This window comes from Sphaerisporangium sp. NPDC004334 (genome assembly GCF_053602655.1).
In genome coordinates this window covers 1-19,059 of record NZ_JBSGDZ010000013.1, presented here as the reverse complement: position 1 = coordinate 19,059, position 19,059 = coordinate 1, and the positions used below count along the sequence as shown (strand labels likewise).

At 69.9% G+C, this 19,059-nt stretch carries 18 protein-coding genes; 7 read left to right on the top strand and 11 right to left on the bottom strand.

The genetic code is table 11. The features are described from left to right. Positions 1-12: 12 nt before the first annotated feature. From ACWEN6_RS18145 to ngcE, 6 genes are all read right to left on the bottom strand, one after another. Positions 13-312, bottom strand: a complete 300-nt coding sequence (locus ACWEN6_RS18145) for a 4a-hydroxytetrahydrobiopterin dehydratase (RefSeq protein WP_354840802.1) — start codon at positions 310-312, stop codon at positions 13-15. Between the two features lie 79 nt (positions 313-391). Further along, the gene (locus ACWEN6_RS18140; RefSeq protein ID WP_354928647.1) at positions 392-958 is read right to left on the bottom strand and encodes a carboxymuconolactone decarboxylase family protein; all 567 of its coding nucleotides are present in this window, start codon (positions 956-958) and stop codon (positions 392-394) included. Positions 959-1,055: 97 nt separating this feature from the next. Next, positions 1,056-3,164 carry a M6 family metalloprotease domain-containing protein gene (locus ACWEN6_RS18135; RefSeq protein ID WP_452571235.1) on the bottom strand — a complete coding sequence of 703 codons (2,109 nt, stop codon included), beginning with the start codon at positions 3,162-3,164 and terminating at the stop codon, positions 1,056-1,058. A gap of 138 nt (positions 3,165-3,302) precedes the next feature. Further along, positions 3,303-4,208 carry a carbohydrate ABC transporter permease gene (locus ACWEN6_RS18130; protein WP_452571234.1) on the bottom strand — a complete coding sequence of 302 codons (906 nt, stop codon included), beginning with the start codon at positions 4,206-4,208 and terminating at the stop codon, positions 3,303-3,305. Between the two features lie 2 nt (positions 4,209-4,210). Beyond that, the gene (locus ACWEN6_RS18125) at positions 4,211-5,164 is read right to left on the bottom strand and encodes a carbohydrate ABC transporter permease (protein WP_354840790.1); all 954 of its coding nucleotides are present in this window, start codon (positions 5,162-5,164) and stop codon (positions 4,211-4,213) included. A 6-nt stretch (positions 5,165-5,170) separates the two neighbouring features. Beyond that, positions 5,171-6,619 carry an N-acetylglucosamine/diacetylchitobiose ABC transporter substrate-binding protein gene (ngcE, locus tag ACWEN6_RS18120; RefSeq protein WP_452571233.1) on the bottom strand — a complete coding sequence of 483 codons (1,449 nt, stop codon included), beginning with the start codon at positions 6,617-6,619 and terminating at the stop codon, positions 5,171-5,173. Positions 6,620-7,262: 643 nt separating this feature from the next. On the opposite strand from ngcE, the gene ACWEN6_RS18115 reads away from it, so the two are divergent. Next, positions 7,263-8,498 (top strand): DUF4032 domain-containing protein, encoded by a 1,236-nt coding sequence (locus ACWEN6_RS18115; protein WP_452571232.1) that lies wholly within the window; start codon positions 7,263-7,265, stop codon positions 8,496-8,498. Positions 8,499-8,827: 329 nt separating this feature from the next. On the opposite strand, the gene ACWEN6_RS18110 is transcribed toward ACWEN6_RS18115, so the two are convergent. Further along, positions 8,828-9,331, bottom strand: coding sequence for a DUF523 domain-containing protein (locus ACWEN6_RS18110; protein ID WP_452571231.1), 504 nt, complete (start codon positions 9,329-9,331; stop codon positions 8,828-8,830). Positions 9,332-9,783: 452 nt separating this feature from the next. Between ACWEN6_RS18110 and ACWEN6_RS18105 the strand changes: the two genes are divergently transcribed. From ACWEN6_RS18105 to ACWEN6_RS18095, 3 genes are all read left to right on the top strand, one after another. Continuing rightward, on the top strand, positions 9,784-10,572 hold the full coding sequence (locus tag ACWEN6_RS18105) for a hypothetical protein (protein ID WP_452571230.1): 789 nt from the start codon (positions 9,784-9,786) through the stop codon (positions 10,570-10,572). A 73-nt stretch (positions 10,573-10,645) separates the two neighbouring features. Then, positions 10,646-11,026 (top strand): roadblock/LC7 domain-containing protein, encoded by a 381-nt coding sequence (locus ACWEN6_RS18100; protein ID WP_452571229.1) that lies wholly within the window; start codon positions 10,646-10,648, stop codon positions 11,024-11,026. Positions 11,027-11,070: 44 nt separating this feature from the next. After that, positions 11,071-11,442, top strand: a complete 372-nt coding sequence (locus ACWEN6_RS18095) for a hypothetical protein (RefSeq protein WP_354840773.1) — start codon at positions 11,071-11,073, stop codon at positions 11,440-11,442. Between the two features lie 97 nt (positions 11,443-11,539). Here the strand turns inward: ACWEN6_RS18095 and ACWEN6_RS18090 are convergent, their stop codons facing one another. From ACWEN6_RS18090 to ACWEN6_RS18080, 3 genes are all read right to left on the bottom strand, one after another. Further along, positions 11,540-12,415: an alpha/beta fold hydrolase gene (locus tag ACWEN6_RS18090; RefSeq protein WP_452571228.1), complete on the bottom strand. Its 876-nt coding sequence runs from the start codon at positions 12,413-12,415 to the stop codon at positions 11,540-11,542. A 55-nt stretch (positions 12,416-12,470) separates the two neighbouring features. Beyond that, positions 12,471-14,021 carry a cellulase family glycosylhydrolase gene (locus tag ACWEN6_RS18085; protein ID WP_452571227.1) on the bottom strand — a complete coding sequence of 517 codons (1,551 nt, stop codon included), beginning with the start codon at positions 14,019-14,021 and terminating at the stop codon, positions 12,471-12,473. A 268-nt stretch (positions 14,022-14,289) separates the two neighbouring features. Next, a complete protein-coding gene (locus ACWEN6_RS18080; protein ID WP_452571226.1) occupies positions 14,290-14,418 on the bottom strand; it encodes a hypothetical protein in 129 nt (42 codons plus the stop codon). A gap of 108 nt (positions 14,419-14,526) precedes the next feature. Here ACWEN6_RS18080 and ACWEN6_RS18075 point away from each other — a divergent pair, with 108 nt between their 5' ends. Both ACWEN6_RS18075 and ACWEN6_RS18070 read left to right on the top strand, forming a co-directional pair. Further along, complete coding sequence (locus ACWEN6_RS18075; RefSeq protein WP_452571225.1) at positions 14,527-15,516, top strand: DUF2332 domain-containing protein; 990 nt, start codon at positions 14,527-14,529, stop codon at positions 15,514-15,516. A 64-nt stretch (positions 15,517-15,580) separates the two neighbouring features. Then, positions 15,581-15,979: a DUF397 domain-containing protein gene (locus ACWEN6_RS18070; RefSeq protein ID WP_452571224.1), complete on the top strand. Its 399-nt coding sequence runs from the start codon at positions 15,581-15,583 to the stop codon at positions 15,977-15,979. 253 nt (positions 15,980-16,232) lie between these two features. Here the strand turns inward: ACWEN6_RS18070 and ACWEN6_RS18065 are convergent, their stop codons facing one another. Next, on the bottom strand, positions 16,233-17,255 hold the full coding sequence (locus ACWEN6_RS18065; protein WP_452571223.1) for a cellulose binding domain-containing protein: 1,023 nt from the start codon (positions 17,253-17,255) through the stop codon (positions 16,233-16,235). 615 nt (positions 17,256-17,870) lie between these two features. On the opposite strand from ACWEN6_RS18065, the gene ACWEN6_RS18060 reads away from it, so the two are divergent. Continuing rightward, positions 17,871-18,917, top strand: coding sequence for a glycoside hydrolase family 11 protein (locus ACWEN6_RS18060; protein WP_452571222.1), 1,047 nt, complete (start codon positions 17,871-17,873; stop codon positions 18,915-18,917). Positions 18,918-19,059 lie beyond the last annotated feature (142 nt).

Sequence of the window (19,059 nt, the reverse complement as noted above, 5' to 3'; positions counted from 1 at the left end):
CGGGCGTCAGGATCAGGACGTGGCGCCGTGGTCGGCGGCGATGGCGTCCACGCGGGCGGCGAGGGTGAAGTCCTTCTCGGTCAGGCCGCCGGCGTCGTGGGTGGTCAGGGCCAGGTGGAGCCGCCGCCACCGGATGTCGACGTCCGGGTGGTGGTTCATGGCCTCCGCCTGCTCGGCCACGTCGTTGACGATGGCGATGGCCGTGCGGAAGTCGGGGGCGACGATCGTGCGCCGGATCTCGTCGCCCTCGCGCTTCCAGTCGGGCACCGTGCTCAGCCGGGTGGCGATCGCCGCTTCGTCCAACCTGTTCATGCCAGGAGTCTCGCACGCGGCGGGAAGGGTTGTCGCGCGGGCCCGGCGGCCCGGCTCACCCGGCGGCTCACCCGGCGGGTCAGCCTGCGGAGGCCTCCTGCCTGGCCGCCACCGAGGCCCCGTAGCCGCGTTCGACGATCAGGCCGGCCATCTCCTCGTACGCCTTGGGATCCTCCGGGGCGTAGGTGCCGAGGCCGTCGACGTACCGGTTGTACATGCAGAACGCCGCGGCGATGAGCACGGTGTCGTGGATCTCCAGGTCGGTGGCGCCGTTCTCGCGCGCCGCCTCGACCAGGGCGGGGGTGACGTCGGTGCCGATGCGCTGGACCGCGCCGGCGACGCGGAGCAGCGCCTTCATCTTCGCCGAGATGTCGGCGGTGTCGAGGTCGGCGCAGGCCTGGGCGACGGTCTCGGCGCCGCCGGGGAGCTGCGCGGCGGCGAACGCGGCGTGCGAGCCGTGGCAGAACCGGCAGCGGTTCAGGTCGGACACATAGGAGGCGATGAGCTCGCGCTCGCCCCGGGTCAGCGTGTTCTCGCCCCGCAGCAGGATCTCGGCGAGCTCGTTGAGCACCTTGGCGGTGTCCGGCCGGTACAGCATCAGCCCGACGATGCCGGGCGCGTCGTTCCCTAATTCGATGTGCGGCATGGCTCTCTCTCATGTGTGTCGGTGACGGATGCCCGCCCGCGGGCGCGGCGACGCCGTACCACCGGGCCCGCGGGCGCCGGTGGTACGGACGGTGTGGTCAGACGCCGACCAGCCGGCAGGTCGCCGTCGAGGTCTTGGCGGGGTCGCTCTCGGAGGTCGCGGTCAGCTTCAGCCGGCCGAGGTGGTCGCCGCCCTTGGCCCGCTGGGCGTAGACGGGCACGAGGGTGGAGTCGCCGAACCCGACGGCGGCCAGCGTGTTCGGCGTCCAGGCCGACCAGCCCTTGCCCTCCACACTGGCCGACAGGCGGTAGACGTCGGACTTCAGGTACGCGCCGACGTCCTCCGGGTGCTGCCCCTGGGGCGCCGCGGCCTTGCCGGTGTTGGCGAGCGGGAAGCGGCAGGCCGCCCACTGCGTCCCCGTGGTGACCGCCGCGCTGGGCAGGACCCTGACGCCGTGCCGCTGCGGCCCCGCGCCGTCCAGCGAGCGGATCGCGACCGTGTAGGAGAGGATGCCCTTCTTGTCGCGCTGCAGGCCGAGCACGTAGAAGTGCAGGCGGTTGGCCTGGTCCACGTACTCGTACTCGCTGCCGGAGTCGGTGCCCGCGTGGAACAGGGCGTCGGAGAGCTGCCGGTAGTCGCCGATGGTGATCGGGACCCGCGTGCCGTCCGGCAGGACGTAGTCGGTCATGCCGATGTCCTGCGGGTTGGCGTCGATCACCCACTCGAACGGCGCCTGGTCCTGGTTCTTGGTCTTGGCGAGCAGCACGCCGGAGTCGGGGGTGAAGGAGTCGGCGCCCATGCGGTCGACCACCTCGACCGTGTAGTTCTGGTAGCCGCCGCCGTCGCACAGCGGGTCGGTGGCGACGTCGCACTTGGGGCTGAGGTCGCCGGTGCCGAGGGCGATGTTGACGCCGGACAGCTCGCTCTCGCCCGGCTGCGCCTCGCGGGCCTTCACCCGGGCGACGACCAGGCCCGACGCGGCCAGCGCCTCCCGTGACAGCCGCAGGACGTTCTTCTCGTCCACCATCTCCAGCTTGATCTTGTTGCGGAGCATGTGCTGTGCGCCCATCGAGCCGCCGCCCGTCGGCGGGATGGTCCAGCGGCTGTGCGGACCGCCGGGGCCGTTGAAGCTGCCCCGGCTGAGCATCTCCCAGATGCCGGTGTACGCGCGGCGCGGCGGGACCCCGAACGGGTTGTTGTAGTTGTCGCCGATGCCCAGGATGTGGCTGAACTCGTGGGCGTAGACGCCCTGACCGGAGCTCTCCGCCTGGGTGGAGGAGCCGCCGCCCGCGTTCGGCCAGATGGTGGACGCCGAGGCCCAGGAGGTCCACTCGACGTACCGGGTCCTGGCCCAGTTGGGCAGGGCCGGGTCGGGCGGCCCGAAGGGGTCGGTGACCTGCTCCTTGGTGGGGAACTTGATCGGCCCGAACTCCTGCCAGGTGGACGACTCGTCCTGGCCGGCGCTCAGGTAGAACACGAAGTCGTACTGGCCGATCGTCGCCTCGCCCGCGTCGGCGGCCCAGGCCGCGCGTCCGTCGGTGCGGATGTTGCGACTGCAGGTGTCCCCGGCCGGGCAGGCGGTGCCGCTCTGGAACTCCATCGCGTACTCGTGGGACTTGCCGGGCATCTCGTACGGGCCGAAGGCGGTGAGGTCGACCCCGTACCGGCCGCCGGAGTCCTCCATCCAGTACTCGTTGATGGTGTGGCCCCGGTTGAGCTGGTTGGGGGTGTTGAGGAAGTCCTTGTAGAACTGGGCGACCTTGTCGCGGGGGATGTCGTGCGCCTCGGTGCTCGGGTTGCCGAAGACCGTGGAGTGCGGCGGGCGGGTCACCACGAACGACTGGCCCGGGTAGTCGAGCAGGACGAGCGCGCCCTTGAAGGTGCGCTTGGAGGCGACGCCCGCCGGGTCCGACCAGTCGGTGCCCGGGACGGGCTTGTAGTCCTCCCAGGTCATGTGGTCGGGGTTCTTCCAGTTCTGCGGGTCGATCACGGCCGGGCCGCCGGGTCTGCCCCGGAGCAGGGCGGCGGGCTCCCCCTCCTGCCATGGTTGCCGCTGCGGCCACAGGTCGGCCTGCCACGGATGGGCCGGCGCGGGCGGCGGCTCCGCCAGAGCGGGAGCCGCCCCCAGCCCCACGGGGGCCAGCACGGCGGCGATGAACAGTACGGTCAGTCGTCTTTTCCTACGATGGGTCGACGACTCGCTCACGGCCTCACCCCTCCGCCCGGGCCGACCGGCCCAGGACGTGACAGACGTCTTTGCCGGAGATCTTCCACCAGTTGCCGGAAGTACGAAAGAGTCTTTATCCGACAAATAGCGAAAGAGAAGGCAGAGGAGTGCGCGGCGCTACTTGACGGCGCCCGCGGTGAGACCGGACTGGATCTGCCGCTGGAAGACGATGTAGACGATCAGCATCGGCAGGATCGCCATGCTCAGGGCCGCGAACAGCCCCGGCCAGTCGGCCTCGTACCCGGCGCTGGTGTTGATGTTGGCGATGCCCTGCGTGATCAGCCACTTGTCCTCGACGTTGCCCGACAGCAGCACGATCGGGAGCAGATACTGGTTCCACTGGCCGAGGATGTTGAAGATCGTGATGCTGATCAGGCCCGGCCTGGCCATCGGCATCATGATCTGGAAGAACGTCCGGGTGTGCGAGCAGCCGTCCATCATGGCCGCCTCGGCCACCGAGGTGGGCAGCGTCTTGAAGAAGGCGGTCAGGAAGAACACCGTGAACGGCAGCGAGTAGGCGATGTAGACCAGGATCACGCCGGTGAAGGTGTCGGTCAGGCCAAAGCTCCGCACGACGAAGAACAGCGGCACCAGCGCCAGGAACACCGGGAAGGACAGCCCGGACACGAACAGGAAGTAGATCGCCCGGTTGCCCCAGAAGCGGTAGCGCGCCAGCACGTACGCGGCCATCGAGCCGAACAGCATCGTGAAGAACGTGCTCACGCCCACCACGAAGACGGTGTTCAGCATGTACCTGCCGACGTGGGCCTTGTCCCAGGCTCGGCCCCAGGCCGCCCAGCTGTAGCCGTGCGGCAGCGCGAGGGGCGCGTCCCCGACGATCTCGGGGTTGGTCTTGAACGAGGCGAGGAACGTCCACAGGATCGGGCCGACGACCAGGATGGTCCACACGATCAGGGCGACGTGCGACAGGGCGCCGAACACGCCCACCGGGTTCTGCCGGCGCCGGGTCGTGGCCGCGCGCGGCGCCTTGGCCACCCGCACCGCATCGGTCTGAAGCGCCATGACTAGAACTCGATCCTCTCGCGCCGCGTCACGCGCAGGCTGAGCGCCGCGAACGTGATGGTCAGGAAGAACAGCGCCACGCCCATCGCCGAGGCGTAGCCGAACTTGGAGAAGGTGAACGCCGTGCGCCAGATCTCCAGGGGCAGCACCGTGGTCGCGTTGTCCGGGCCGCCACGGTCCACCGACAGCACCTGCACCAGCGCGAAGCAGTCGAAGGCGGCGATGCCGAGGTACACCCAGCCGACCTGGATGGTGTCCCAGATGAGCGGGAGCGTGATGCTGAAGAACAGCCGGAACCGGCCGGCGCCGTCCAGGGCCGCCGCCTCGAACACGTCGCGCGGGATGGCCGACATGCCGGCGGAGAACAGCACGACGTAGAACCCGACCGACTGCCAGACGACCACGGCCATGATCGCCCAGAGGGCGAGGTTGGTGTTGATCAGCCAGCCGACCGGGCCGAGCCCGACGGTGGCCAGCAGGCCGTTCAGCACGCCGGTGCCGTCGGGGCGGTAGATCGCCTGGAACAGGACGCCAACGACGGCGACGGCCAGCACCTGGGGGAAGAAGTACACCACCCGGTAGAACTGCGACCCCCAGACGCCCTTGGTCTTCCCGCTCCCGCCGCCGCCCCCGATGTTCAGCAGGAACGCGAAGAAGAGCGCGATCGCGATGGTGATCAGCGGCATGGCGAGCAGCAGGAGGGCGTGGTGGCGCACCGCCGCCCAGAACACCTCGTCGCCCAGCAGCCGGCCGAAGTTCTCGAAGCCGATGTACTGCGGGTTGGCCGAGATGCCCTTCCAGTTGGTCAGCGAGATGTAGAACGCCTGGATGTACGGGCTGATCACGAAGACCACGTACAGGACCACCGGGATCGCCAGGAAGGACACGATGAACCCGTATGTCCGCATCTTGGCAGAGAGCAGCCACCCGGCCAGCCCGCCGTCGCCATGCCGCATGATCGACTACACCGTCCGGTTCTGCTTGGTGATGGAGGAGTCGGCCTTCACCGAGTCGGCCTTCTTCTGCATGTTGGCGCAGAACTCCTCGGCCGAGATGCGGCCGAACATCAGCGAGTTGGTCTGCTTGCGCAGCTCGGTCTCCAGCTCCTTGTACCAGTTCTCGAAGCTGCTGTAGGTGACGATGTTGCTGCCCGCGGCCGTGAGGGCGTCGTTGACGCTCTTCAGGCCCGGGCTGAGCGAGAGCCCCTCGGCGGCGCCGGAGACGACGGTGAGGCTGCCGGACTTCTCGGTGAAGCCCTTCGCACCCTCCTTGGAGAGCATGATGCGGGCGTACTCCAGCGCGCCGGCGGTGTTCTTGCCCTTGGCCGGGATGATGTACGGCTCGCCCGCGGCCGAGCGGATCGCCTCGAACGGCATCTTGTCGGCCGAGGTCAGGCTCGGGGTCGGCGTGACGGCGTACTCGAACGAGGCCGGGGTGTTGGACTTCTGCTCGTTCTCCAGCCACGACCCGGACGGGTACAGCGCGACCTTGTCCTGGTTCTGCCTGGTCTGGACCTCGGTGTGGATCAAGCCCTCGTAGCTCTTGTCCATGAACTTGCCGATCTCGGCCCACGCGGCGGCGGACTGCTTGATCGAGTCACGGTTCCAGACGCCGTCCACGAGGTTGTCGATGTCCATCAGCACCTGGTTCCCCTCGACCTTGGCGGCCGTGATCAGGATCATCCAGTACTGGTAGTAGGAGGCGTTCTTGCCGGCGTAGGCGTACGGCGTGAGGCCGGCCTTCTTGATCGTCTCGCAGAGCGTCTTGAACTCGTCGAAGGTCTTCGGCGGAGCCCAGCCCTTCTCCTGGAACAGCTTGGCGTTGTACCAGAGGCCGTAGCCGCTGGAGACGTAGTTCAGGATGTAGGGCTTCCCGGCGACCAGGCCCGACTCGTAGGTGCCGGGGATCAGCGTGTCCTTGACCTTCTTGCTCGGGTCGTCGATGGAGGGCGCGTCGAACAGCGGCGTGAGGTCGAGGAGCTGCCCCTCGGACTGCAGGGCGCCGTTGTCCATCAGGTCGGAGCCGGAGTTGGCGATGAAGTCCGGGACGTCGCCGCTGGCGAAGCGGGGCTGCAGCGTCTGGGAGATCTGCTGCGTGGCGACGTGCTTGACCGAGGCCTTCGGGAACTCCTTCTTGTACAGCGGCTCGTGCACGTCGGTGGCGTAGCTGTCACCCAGGCCGCCCTTGAAGATGACGACTTCGAGCGGGGCGTCCGCCTTGACCCCGAAGGGGTTGGCCGCCGAGGTCGCGGCGCCGCTCGCGGTGGCGCTGGGGGCGGCGGTGCCGGTGCCGCTGGTCGCGCAGGCGCTGAGCACGCCGGCCGCCGGTCCTGCGACGAGTGCGGTGAGGCCGATCCGGCGGAGCATCTGCCGCCGGGTGATCTCTCGGGGCGTGCCGGCGGAGTTGGACATGCAACCCTCCAGAATGAGCTATCAATTAGGAAAGTTTCCTAAACGTTTGGAGGAACGTACGTCCATCCCCCTACACCGTCAAGTGGTATGGGCCAACCCGTGATCGAGCTGTGGCCGACCAGCATTCGACCCGCGACAGAGGGGCACGCCGGAGGCGTGAGGAAACCCCGGCGTAATCTCACAACGGCACAGGTCATGGGCCGATGATGGCACAAACAGCCCCTAATTCGACACCCCCCATACCCGGTCTAGACCAGATGCCCGCCGACCCCGCCGCACGCCTCCACAGGTCCGGTCGCCTTCCCACCCACGCAGCCCGATCGTCACGATCCGATAACGCCGACCGCGCACCAAGCCTGCCGCCGCCGCAGGCGCGGCCCGCCGTCCGGAGAACCGCCTCCCCCGACGCGACCGGCCGCCGGAGAGCCCGCTCCGGCGGCGGCGGACGGCGACCCGGTCGAGATCACCTCCGCGGGACCGGCGATCTCGCCCCCCGGCGGGGCCTGGTGTCCGCCAGGCGGACCGGTCCGGCGTCGCGCGCGCGGAACGGCTAGCGTCGGAGCCGGAAGGAACGGAACGAATAGGCTTAATCCCCCCGATCCTCCGATCCCACCGATCCCATCGATCCACGAGGAGCACGAGCTTGCCGCTCCAGATGACCGGCGCCCCCAGCGATCCCGACCTGATCCGCCTGCCATGGGACCTACCGCTGGAACAGTGGCCCGAGCACTACCTGGTGACGCTGCCGCGCGGCATCTCCCGGCACGTCGTCCGGTTCGCCCGGCTGTCCGGGCGGGTCTACGCGATCAAGGAGATCAGCCAGCGGTACGCCAAACGCGAGTACCAGCTCCTGTGGGACCTGAGCCGCCTGGACACCCCCTCCGTCGAGCCGGTGGCCGTGGTCACCGGCAGGACCTCGGCCGACGGGGAGCCGCTGGACTCCGCGCTGATCACCCGTCACCTGCAGTTCTCGCTGCCCTACCGGGCCGTGCTGTCGGGAACGCTGCGCCCCGACACGCTGATCCGCCTGCTCGACGCCCTCGCGGTGCTCCTGGTGCGCCTTCACCTGGCCGGCTTCTTCTGGGGTGACTGCTCGCTGAGCAACACGCTGTTCCGCCGGGACGCGGGCGCGTTCGCCGCCTACCTGGTGGACGCCGAGACCGGCGAACTGCACCCCGTGCTCACCCAGGGCCAGCGCTCCCACGACATCGACGTCGCCCACGTGAACATCTACGGCGAGATGCTCGACCTGGAGGCCGGCGGCCTGCTCCACCCCTCGATCGACCCGCTGGCCTTCGCCGAGCAGCTCATCGAGCGCTACCACCGGCTATGGGACGAGCTCACCCAGGAGGAGATCGTCGAGGACGTGGAATGGCACCGCGTCGACCAGCGCATCCGGCGGCTCAACTCCCTGGGCTTCGACGTCGCCGAAATGATGGTCAGGCGCAAGGCCGGCACCGCCCGCCTGATCGTGCGGCCGAAGGTCGTGGACGCCGGCCACCATCAGCGTCGCCTGCTGCGTCTGACCGGGCTGGACGTCGAGGAGAACCAGGCCAGGCGGCTGCTGAACGACCTGGACGCCTTCCGGGTCGCCAAAGGGCTGCGCCACGAGGACGAGGCGATCGTCGCGCACCGCTGGCTGGCCGAGACCTTCCAGCCGACCGTCAACGCCATCCCCGTCGAGCTGCGCGGCAAGCTGGAACCCGCCCAGCTCTTCCACGAGGTGCTCGACCACCGCTGGTTCATGTCCGAGACCGCCGGCCGCGACGTCGGCCTGGAAGCGGCCGTGAAGTCCTACATCGACACCGTCCTGGTCTTCAAACCCGACGAAAAAGCCGTAATAGGCGACGCCCACCCATCCGACCCCCTCAACCCCTGACCCCGCCACCAAAAGCACCCCCGAACAGCACAACCTCCGGCCCCCCGCAATGCGCATGCGAAGGCCCCCTCACCCCCGCCCCCGGAATACGCGTGCGAAGGCCACCGCCCTCTCACCTCCGCCCCCGGAACACGCGTGCGAAGGCCACCACGCCCCCGCCCCCAGGATGAACGACACGACCCCCTCGTTCCCGCCCCGGACCCAAGCATGAAAGGACACGGCGCCCCGACTCCTCTCCCGCAACGAGCCCCTCGGAATGGCGCCGCGGCGGTGGGACGCGGGGCGGCGATGCCGGCGCCACTCGTACGGCGGCCCACCGGGCCCCGGGGTCAAGTCGGGGTGGATTCCAGGTGGTGGAGGTGGGTGGCCGCATCGGGGAGGTGGGATTCGGTGAAGACGCGGATGCCGTTGGCCTCGAGCAGGGTGGCCGTCACGCCGGCGCCGGGGGTCGTCCGCCCGCGGAAGGCGCCGTCATGGACGCGCAGGCTGCCGCATGACGGGCTGCCGTCTTTGAGGATGGCGAGCCTGACGCCCATCGACAGGGCGACCGCGAGCGCGGCCTGCGCCCCGGCCAGGAAGTGCCGGGTGACGTCGGCGCCGTCAGGGGTGAGGATGCGCGCGACCCCGGACAGCACGGCGGCGCCGCCGACCCCGCCCTCGATCTCGGCGGGCGGTCTCGGCACCGGCAGCCCGCCCTCCACCTCGGGGCAGAACGGCACCAGTCGCCCCTCGGCTTGCCACCGGGCGAGCAGCGTGTCGTCGAGGGTCTTGGCGCGGCCGTCGAACCGCACCCGACGGCCGATCAGACACGCACTGACCAGGATCCTCTCCATCCCTCCACGGTAGCCACCGCCGCGACCCCAGGGTCTCCCGGCAGCGGCCGGTTCCTCTGGCACCGCTCCAGAGTCCTCCCGTCCCGTGGCAGCGGCCGTAGGATCCCCCGGGTCCGTGGCAGCGGTCCCTGGTTCCCTGATGGCGATCCCTGGTCCCGTGGCAGCAGCCACGGGACCCTTCGGAGCAGCGCCGAGTCGCTCGCGGTAGCGGCGCTGGACGCTCCGGGCAGGGGAGACAAACAGGGCAATAAATCCCCGTTTCCCCGCTTCATTGTGGGACAAATAGCGCCAGCCAGACATTTTCCCCGTCACACCGAGTGGTATTCGAGCCGACGCCTGCCACTTGGGGGATCGATCCTTCTACTTGGTGAGACATCCTTCTATCTCATATCTTTCACAGCTATTTACGCCGAATGGAATCCCCCGGTCATTTCCCTAGAGTTGGCCGCCACATGCGGTTCGGATCGACCGGCGAGGAGTCGACCATGCTCGACATCGAGGACTGTCTCACCGACATCCTGGCCATCCCGGGTGCGCTGGACGCCCTCGTCATCGAGGACACCGGCGGGACCGCCGTCGCGGCGGGACGGACGGTCGCCGACCTCGATCCGCAGGAGTCGGCCGCCGCGCTGAGCCGCACCCTGCGCGCGACGCTGGACGGGCTGGCCGTGACCTCGCCCGACGGCACCGTGCGGGTGGAGGACGTGATCATCACCGCCGACACCGGCCACCACCTGCTGAGGCCTCTGGAGACGGCGCTCACCGGCCCGATCCTGCTCTACCTGCGACTGGACCCGGAGCGCGCGAACCTCGCGCTCGCGCGTCACCACCTGCGCGCCATCTCCGGCCGCCTGGTCACGCAGTCCCCACCCGTCCAGCCCACCCCCGTCCACTCCGCGCCCGGCCCGCCCACCTCCGCCCGATCCGCGCCCGCCCTGTCGACCTCCGCCCACTTCGCGCCCGCCCGGTCCCCGACGGCGGGGTCCGCCTGCCCGGCAGGCCCTTCCCGGGGATCGGCCGCTCCAGCGGGCCCGTCCCCGGGATCGGCCGCTTCCGCCGGTTCGGCGTCCGTGCTGCCGAAGCGGGCCGGGCACGCGGGACTCCGGCCGGACGCCGTCCCGTCCGCGGCCACTCCTCCACCCGGAGCACCGGAGGCGCCGGGGCTGCCGCGGGTCAGCGGCGATCCAGGCGACGTCGGCATGCTGCTCAGGCTGCGCGACGCCCTGGAGAAGCTGCCGTGAACGGTGACGGCGACAAGGGCGCGACGGCGTGATGAGGCTGCAATCGCTCAAGCGGGCCGGAAAGAGGCTACCGATGGATCTACGCCGCAACGTGCACGAAGAGATGCTCCTCCTGCGCGGGCGCATGGACGAGGTGACCGGCGCCCTGGTGTGCACGGTGGACGGGATGCTCGTGACGGCGCAGATCCGGGCCGAGGCCGAGCAGGTGGCGGCGCTGACCTCCGCGCTGCACGCGCTGAGCGACCGCATGACCGGCCTGATCCATGCCGGCGCCCTGGAGGAGACGCTGATCTCCGGCGCCGGCGGCCACGCGGCCTGCTACGCCGCGGGCCCCAAGCTCGTTCTCACCGTCCTGGCGGCCAGGGGCGCCAACCTCGGGCTGCTGCGGATGGAGGGACGCAGGACGGCGGCGCGGCTCGCCGCCATCGTCGAACGCGCGCCGGCCGCCGGATAGCGGCGGCCGGCGCGCTCGCACCCACGAGAGGAACAACGACGAACATGGCCGGCATTGATGTCTCCCTCAAGGAGATGATGGCCGTCGACGGCGCGGTCGGCGCCGCGGTGGTCGACTACAACAGCGGCATGGCGCTCGGCACGCTGGGCGGCTCCAAGGATCTCGACCTTCAGGTCGCGGCCGCCGGGAACACCGAGGTCATCAAGGCCAAACTCCGCACGATGGACGCCCTCGGCCTCAAGGAGGGCATCGAGGACATCCTGATCACGCTGAGCAACCAGTACCACATCATCCGCCCGCTGTCGGGCCGGGGTGGCAAGGGCCTGTTCCTGTACCTGGCGCTGGACCGGGGTCGCGCCAATCTCGCGATGGCGCGGCACTCGCTCCGCGCGATCGACGAGAAGCTCGACATCTGACGGTGGACGCGCCCCGCGACACAGGAGGCGCGTCCACAGCGACGACCGCGCCCCCGATCAGGACACGTGCGTTTGAGAGCGGCGGGCGCGCCCTCGTTCAGGGGCGGTGGGCGCGCTCGGTGAGGTCGGTGACGGCGGCGACGATGTCCGGCCACAGTTCGCGCGGCAGGTCGTGACCCATCCCCGGGAAGGTCAGCAGCTTGGCCCCGGGGATGGCGTCCGCGGTGGCCTGGCCGCCGGCCGGTCGCACCAGCGGATCGGCCTCGCCGTGGATGACCAGGGCGGGGACCGACAGCTCCCTGAGCCCGGCGGTGCGGTCGCCCGACCCGCGAATGGCGGCGAGCTGGCGGGCGAACCCGGCCGGGTCGTAGGCGCGGTCGAAGCTCTCGCCGGCCAGCCGGGCGACGCGCTCGTCGTCCGCCGGGTAGCCGGGCGAGCCGATGACCCGGCGCGACTCGATCGCCCGCCGGACGACGGCGTCGCGCTCGGGGGCCGACCTGGTGACCAGCACCGCCATGGCCTCAGGGGTGGGCGAGCCGATGTGCGGAGACGGCGTGGACATGATGGAGGTGAGGCTGAGCGTCCTGGCCGGATGGCGGATGGCGAAGCTCTGCGCGATCATCCCGCCCATCGACGCGCCGAGCACGTGGGCGGCGTCCCAGCCCAGCGCGTCCAGTAGGCCGGCGGTGTCGTCGGCCATGTCCTCCAGCAGGTACGGCGGCGGCGCCACCACGCCGTCCGGTCCCGGGTTGAAATGGGGTACGCCCGCCTCGTGGAAGTGGGTGGACAGGCCGGCGTCCCGGTTGTCGAAGCGGACGACGCGGTGCCCCCTGTCGGCGAACAGCTCGCAGAGCTCCACGTCCCAATTGATCAACTGCGAGCCGAGACCCATGATCAGCAGTAGCGGCCGGCCGGTGGGGGGCCCGAAGGCCTCGTAGGCGATCTCGACGCCGTTGGTCGTCGCGCGGTTCATGCCGACAGAATTCCATTCTGTTTCGCTCGGCGACAAGACCCCCCGCCGGAGGCGGTCACTGGGTGGCGAGGTGGGCCTTGAAGCCGGCCCCGTAGTTCGTGGCCGTGCCGTTCCAGTCGGTGATCAAGGACGGTCCGCTGGAGCAGTCCCAGTTGTTCCACGTCCACGCCAGGTAGGACAGGCCCTTCTGGTCCAGCCAGCTCATCAGCTGGTCGATGTACCCGTGGGCGCAGTCGTTCTCGCCGATCTCCCCCGCCACGAGCGGTACCTGGGCGGCCACCGGGGCGAGCTGGCTGTCCCAGCAGCTCTGGTTGGCGCAGACGTTGAAGTTGTAGGAGTGCCAGGCGGCGACGAGGTTGCCGGCCGGGTCGGACGGCTTGTACGACAGCCACTGGGTCAGGTCGTTGGAGTAGGCGAGCCCGCCGAGCAGGATCACGTTCTGCGCCCCGGTCGCGCGCACGGCGTTGACCAGGGTCTGCATGCCCGCCACCTGGTACCCGATGCCCGCGCAGGTGCCGCCGTTCTTCCAGCACGCCCAGCCGGAGGCCGCGCTGCCGGTGGCCCGCTCGGGATAGGGCTCGTTGAACAGGTCGAACACGATCGCGGTGTCGTTTTTGAAGGTGTTGGCGACCGAGGTCCAGAAGCTCGGCGCGTACTGCGCGTCCGGCATGGGCTTCTGGCACGAAGCGTGCACGTCGGTGCAGGCGGAGGAGTTGCCGGTGTAGGAGCCGTAACTCCAGTGCATCTCCACGATCGGGGTGATGCCGTGCGCCAGCAGCCTGGAGACGTACCCCTTCACCTCGTTCTGGTAGGTCGTACCGCCGTACTGCGACTGGACGTTGCCGGTGCCGAGCCAGCACTCCTCGTTGAGCGGGACGCGGACGGTCCTGATCTTCCAGGCGGCCATGGCGTTGATGGAGGCGTCGTCCATCGGCCCGTTCCAGATGCCGTTGCCCTGGATGCAGGCGAACTCCCCGCCCGAGCGGTTGGCGCCGAGGAGCCGGATGGCCTGCCCCGCCTGGTTGACGAGCTTGTTGCCCGAGACGTGCAGCTTGGGCGCCGAACCCGGCGGCACGCTGGGCGTAGGCGTCGGCGTCGGGGTCGGCGTCGGGGTCGGGGTCGGGGTCGGGGTCGGCGTCCTTGTGGGAGTGGGTGTCGGCGTGGGCGTCCGGGTGGGCGTCGGGGACGCGGTCGGCACTCCGGTGCAGGCCACACCGTTGACCGAGAAGGCGGTGGGGACGGGGTTGGCGCCGCCGAAGGTGCCGGTGAACCCGATGCCGGAGACGGTGGCGTTCGTGGCGATGGAGCCGTTGTACGACATGCCGGCGGCCGTGACGTGCGCGCCGGACTGCGTCCAGGTGGCGTTCCACCCCGAGGCGACCTTCTGGCCGGAGTCGGGGAAGTCGAACTCCAGCTTCCAACCCGTCAGCGGGTCGCCGAGGTTGGTGATGGCCACGTCGCCCTGGAATCCGCCGCTCCACTGATTGGTGATCTTGTAGGCCACCGTGCACCCTGCGGCGGCGCCGGCGGCCGGCGCCATCACCGCTGCGATCCCACCCGCGGCGACCAGCGCGGCCGCCGCGAAAGTGGCGAGACTTCGTCTCATCAGGCGTCCTTTCCGGAAATGAACGGCCACCGGTACGGCACGCGATGGACCGCCGAATGAAGCGTCCCGAAATTAATCGATTAAGTCGACGGTCGCGACCCTTCACCGCTGCGGCGGACGCCCCACGTGCCCGCTGGTCATCACCGGTCAGGCGTCATGCGGGCACCGCGGGCGCCGCAGCCCATCCCGGCCAGGACAAACGCGCTCGCCGGTCGGAAATTGAACCGATTAATCACCGTCGCGACGCGGCACAGATCCGTTGAAAGGTTCAGCCCCCGGCGCCCGCGCCGCGACGCGGTTCCTGGAAGGCGCTGATCCGCCACACGACCATCGCCGCGAGGACCGCCGCGGCGATCCCGATCGGCGTGGCGGCGAATCCCAGCCACGTGACGACCACGATCGGGTCTCTGTCCGTCCTCAGCTCAATCGCCCGCTGAGCGAACGCGCTCGGCGGTCGTGGTTAGGGCGCGTAGGCACGCGGTTTCCACCGGGTTAGGGTTCGGTCATGGCATCGGCGACCGCGGAGCTGTACCGGCGGTTCGCGTCCATGGAGGCGCGGGGCAGCTCGCCGCTCTACGAGGAACTCGCCCTCGGGGTGGCGGACGACCGTGACCTGCTCGACCTGCTGTCCGGCCTCCCGGCGGCCAAGCGGCAGCCGAACCTGCTGTTCGCCGCCGCCCGGCACGTGAGCGGGACTCCGGACGGCTACCGGGCGTTCCGCAAGGCCGTCCTCGACCACCGTGACGCGGTCGTGGCCACGATGCTCTCCCGGCGCACGCAGACCAACGAGCCGGCGCGGTGCGCCGCGCTGTACCCCCTGCTCGCCTCGCTGCCGCAGCCGCTGGCGCTGCTGGAGGCCGGGGCGTCGGCCGGGCTGTGCCTGCTCCCCGACCGCTACGGGTACGACTACGACGGCACCCTGGCCGGCGCGGTGGACAGCCCGTTGCGGGTGCGGTGCCAGGTCGAGGGCGAGCCGCCCCTGCCCGGACCGGGAGCGGTCACCGTCGCCTGGCGGGCCGGCATCGACCTGAACCCGCTCGACGTCACCGACCCCGACGACGTCCGATGGCTGCGGACGCTGGTCTGGCCCGAACACCACGAACGGTTGCGGCGCCTGGACGCCGCGATCGAGCTGGCGCGGCAGGACCCTCCCCGCGTCGTGCGGGGAGATCTCAACGCGCGCCTCGGCGAGGTGGCGGCCCAGGCGCCCCCGTCGGCCACGCTCGTCGTCTTCCACACCGCGGTGCTCTACTACGTACCCGAAGCCGGCCGGGCCACGTTCGTGGACCAGGTGCGGCGGCTCGACGGGCACTGGATCTCCCAGGAGGATGCCGAGATCCTGCCGGACGTCGCCGCTCGCCTCGGGCGGCGGCCCCCGGCGGACACCCTCACCTACACCGTCGCGCTCGACGGGCGCCCCGTCGCCTTCTCCGCCATCCACGGCGGCCACCTGCACTGGCTGAACAACGGCCACGATCTGGGCGAGGCACCGTGAGGGAGATCGGCTGCTCCATGTCGGCGTCCCTTGACTGCCGACAAGCGCGCTCCACTGCGCTGGAGTGCTCGTCCTGCCACTTCAGGGTCTCGGCGGTGATGTAGGCGACCGCCTCCGCAATTTCGCCGGCCGGGAACAGCATGCGATACGCCTCGCCCATTCGAGGAGCGACGCGGTAGGAGAACCGCTGCGCGGCACGGACGATCGTGACCGCCGCACGAGCTTCTCCATCCCCTCTACGATCTCCAGCCGCGGAAGGACATGGCCGTGTGCGCCCGGGGAGTCGCGCACGTCCGGAGAACCTCGCACACCGGGCGGGAATTGCGTAGAAGTCGCCCTCAACCTGTCCAAGGCCGTCGCTGTGCGCGACAGCAAGCGACTCGATGGACCCGCCGTGGTCTGTTCTCCCGCGGCCTGGCGGTCGTCCAAGCGCGTGGTGAAGCACGACCCGACCGGATTCTGAGCCCGCCACGACCCAGCGGGGCCGGTGCTGTGACCGGCGAGCGTTCGCCGGTCACCCGCCGCACAACGGCGCCGGATTCGCCGTACCCCGTCTCGCCGCCCCGGCGCCGGGGAAGGACTCAGCCAGAGCGGACTAAGCCACGTGCCGGGGGAAGACCCGGCCGGCACGAGGTGAGCGTCACACCCAGCACGGGGAAGGACCCGGCCAGGACCCGGCGAGTGTCGCACTCGGAGATGGTGAGTGGTCGGCGCGCCTAGCTGGACGGGGTTCGGATGCAGGTGGTCGTGGGGGTGTTGTCGGCGCCGCTGGTGGTGGTCGCCTGGATGCCGAACGTGGTGGACCCGTTGGGGGCCAGTGCTCCGTTGAAGCTCAGGTTCGTGATCGTGTACGGGTTGGCGGTGTCGCTGGTCTGGGCATTCCAGACCCGCGTCAGCTGCTGACCGCCGGGGAAGGTGAGGGTGACCCTCCACCCGGTGGTCGGGGTGGTGCCGGTATTGGTCACGACCACCAGCCCCTGGAACCCGCCGGGCCAGGCGCCGGCCGGGCTGTACACGGCTGTACAGCCCCTGGTCGGGCAGGCCGGGATGTACACGGTGACGGGTGTGGTGAAGGCGGAGGTGTTGCCCGCCGCGTCACGCGCCCGCACCTGGTAGCGGAAGACCCCCACGCCGGACTGGGTGAAGGACGTGGTCGTCGAGGTGCCGACGGAGACGTACGTGCCGCCGGTGGTGCCGGGCGCGCGCCAGATCTCGTACCCGGCGACCCCCCTGTCGTCGGTGGACGGGGCCCAGGTCAGCGTCACCGAGCCGCAGGTGACGGTCGCGGTCGGTGTACCCGGCGTCGTGGGCGCCTGCGTGTCCGGCGGCGGCATCGTCGGGCAGGGCGGCGGCACGACGCGGACCGGCTCGGTGAAGGCGGAGGTGTTGCCGGCCGCGTCGCGTGCCCGCACCTCGTACTGGTACAGCCCGTTGATGGGCTGGGTGAACGAGGTCGCCGTGGTCGTCCCGACCGAGGTGAACGAACCGCCGTAGGACGCGGCGTACACGTCGTAGCCGGTGACCCCGACATTGTCGGTGGAGGCGGTCCAGCTCAGCGTCACCGACAGGGGATTGCATCTGACCGTGGAGCTCAGCCCGGTGGGAACCGTCGGCGGGCTGGTGTCGGCGAGCCGCGTGATCCGCGCGGGAGCCGTCGCCGAGAACGCGGGCGTGGTCACCCCGAGCCCGGCCAGTGCGGTGAGCGCCGCGAGAACGATGGAGATGACTCGCCGTTGCATGGTGACTCCCTGGCGGCCAGGAGGTGGGGGCGGTGGCCTGCCGGCCCCGCCATACCGATCGACGCGCTACGCCGACGGTAGGACCGCGTGTCGCCGCATGTCGACACCGCGGCCAGGCGGGCCGCGAAGTCACAGGTCGCGGATGGAAATTTCAGCCCGCCGAACCTGGCCGCACCCCCGCTCCTGGGCGGTTCACGCCGTCGGCACCGCTCAGCGCAGCCGATGTCGAGCGTTCAACCCGTTCCGTGCTCCGCACATTTCGGCGGATAGCCGAAAATTTCATCACGCCTCATCCATGACAAACCGCCGTGCGCTGTCCGTGAGCAGTTTGAACACGTCATCCGCAAAGGTGAGGCAGTCGCAATCTTTCGGCATCTGATTGACACTTTCAGGAAACCGGGCGAACACTGGCGCCATCGGCAGGCATGAAGCTGTCGATCCAGGTCACCAGCCGCGACCTGGTCCTCCGGCCGTCCACCGGAAGACGGCCGGACACCTCCGCCGCGTCGCACGACGCCGGCGCGCCGTGGCCCTCACCAGGTCACCGGCGAGCGCCCCGCCGGATCGTGCCACGCCGCCTGGCACCGCCAGCTTTCACGAGGAGGAAGCGCACACATGAACGACGTCCCCATCCTTCCGAAGATCCGCAGACCTGGCCGTCCTTGGGCGCTCATCGGCCGCGCCTGGGTCATAGCCCTGGTCGCGATCATCACCATGCTCCCCGGCACCGCCCACGCGGCCATCACCAGCAACCAGACCGGCACCGACGGCGGTTACTTCTACTCCTTCTGGAGCGACGGCGGTGGATCGTCGTCCATGACCCTGGGCGGCGGCGGGAACTACAGCACCTCCTGGAGCAACGTCGGCAACTTCGTCGCCGGCAAGGGCTGGAGGAACGGCGGCCGCATGTCGGTGAACTACTCCGGCAGCTTCAACCCCTCCGGCAACGCCTACCTGGCGCTGTACGGCTGGACCAGGAACCCGCTGGTGGAGTACTACATCCTGGACAACTGGGGCACCTACCGGCCCACCGGGACCTACAAGGGCACCGTCACCAGCGACGGCGGCACCTATGACATCTACATGACCACCCGGTACAACGCCCCCTCCATCGAGGGCAACAGCAGCACCTTCAACCAGTACTGGAGCGTCCGCCAGTCCAAGAAGACCGGCGGCACCATCACCACCGGCAACCACTTCGACGCCTGGGCCCGCTACGGCATGAACCTCGGCTCCCACGACTACATGATCCTGGCCACCGAGGGCTACCAGAGCAGCGGCAACTCCAACATCACCCTGGGCACCTCCGGCGGCGGTGGCGGCGGTGGCGGCGGTGGCGGTGGCGGTGGCGGTGGCGGCGGTGGCGGTGGCGGCGGTGGCGGTGGCGGTGGCGGTGGCGGTTGCACCGCGACCCTGTCGGCCGGCCAGTCGTGGAGCGACCGCTACAACCTCAACGTCGCGGTCTCCGGCTCCAGCAACTGGACCGTCACGATGAACGTGCCCTCGCCCGCCAAGATCCTCTCCACCTGGAACATCAGCGCGAGCTACCCCAGCGCCCAGGTGCTGACCGCCAGGCCCAACGGCAGCGGCAACAACTTCGGCGTCACCATCCAGCACAACGGCAACTACAACTGGCCCTCGGTCTCCTGCAGCGCAAGCTGACCGGCGTACGAACCCGAACGACCCACCGCGTGGCGCGGCGGCCCCGGCCAAGGCCGCCGACTTCCTCGCGTCGAAGAAGTTCATCTGAGGGGCGGGTCGATGGCTGAGATTCTGGTTCTCGTCGAGCACGTCGAGGGTGAGG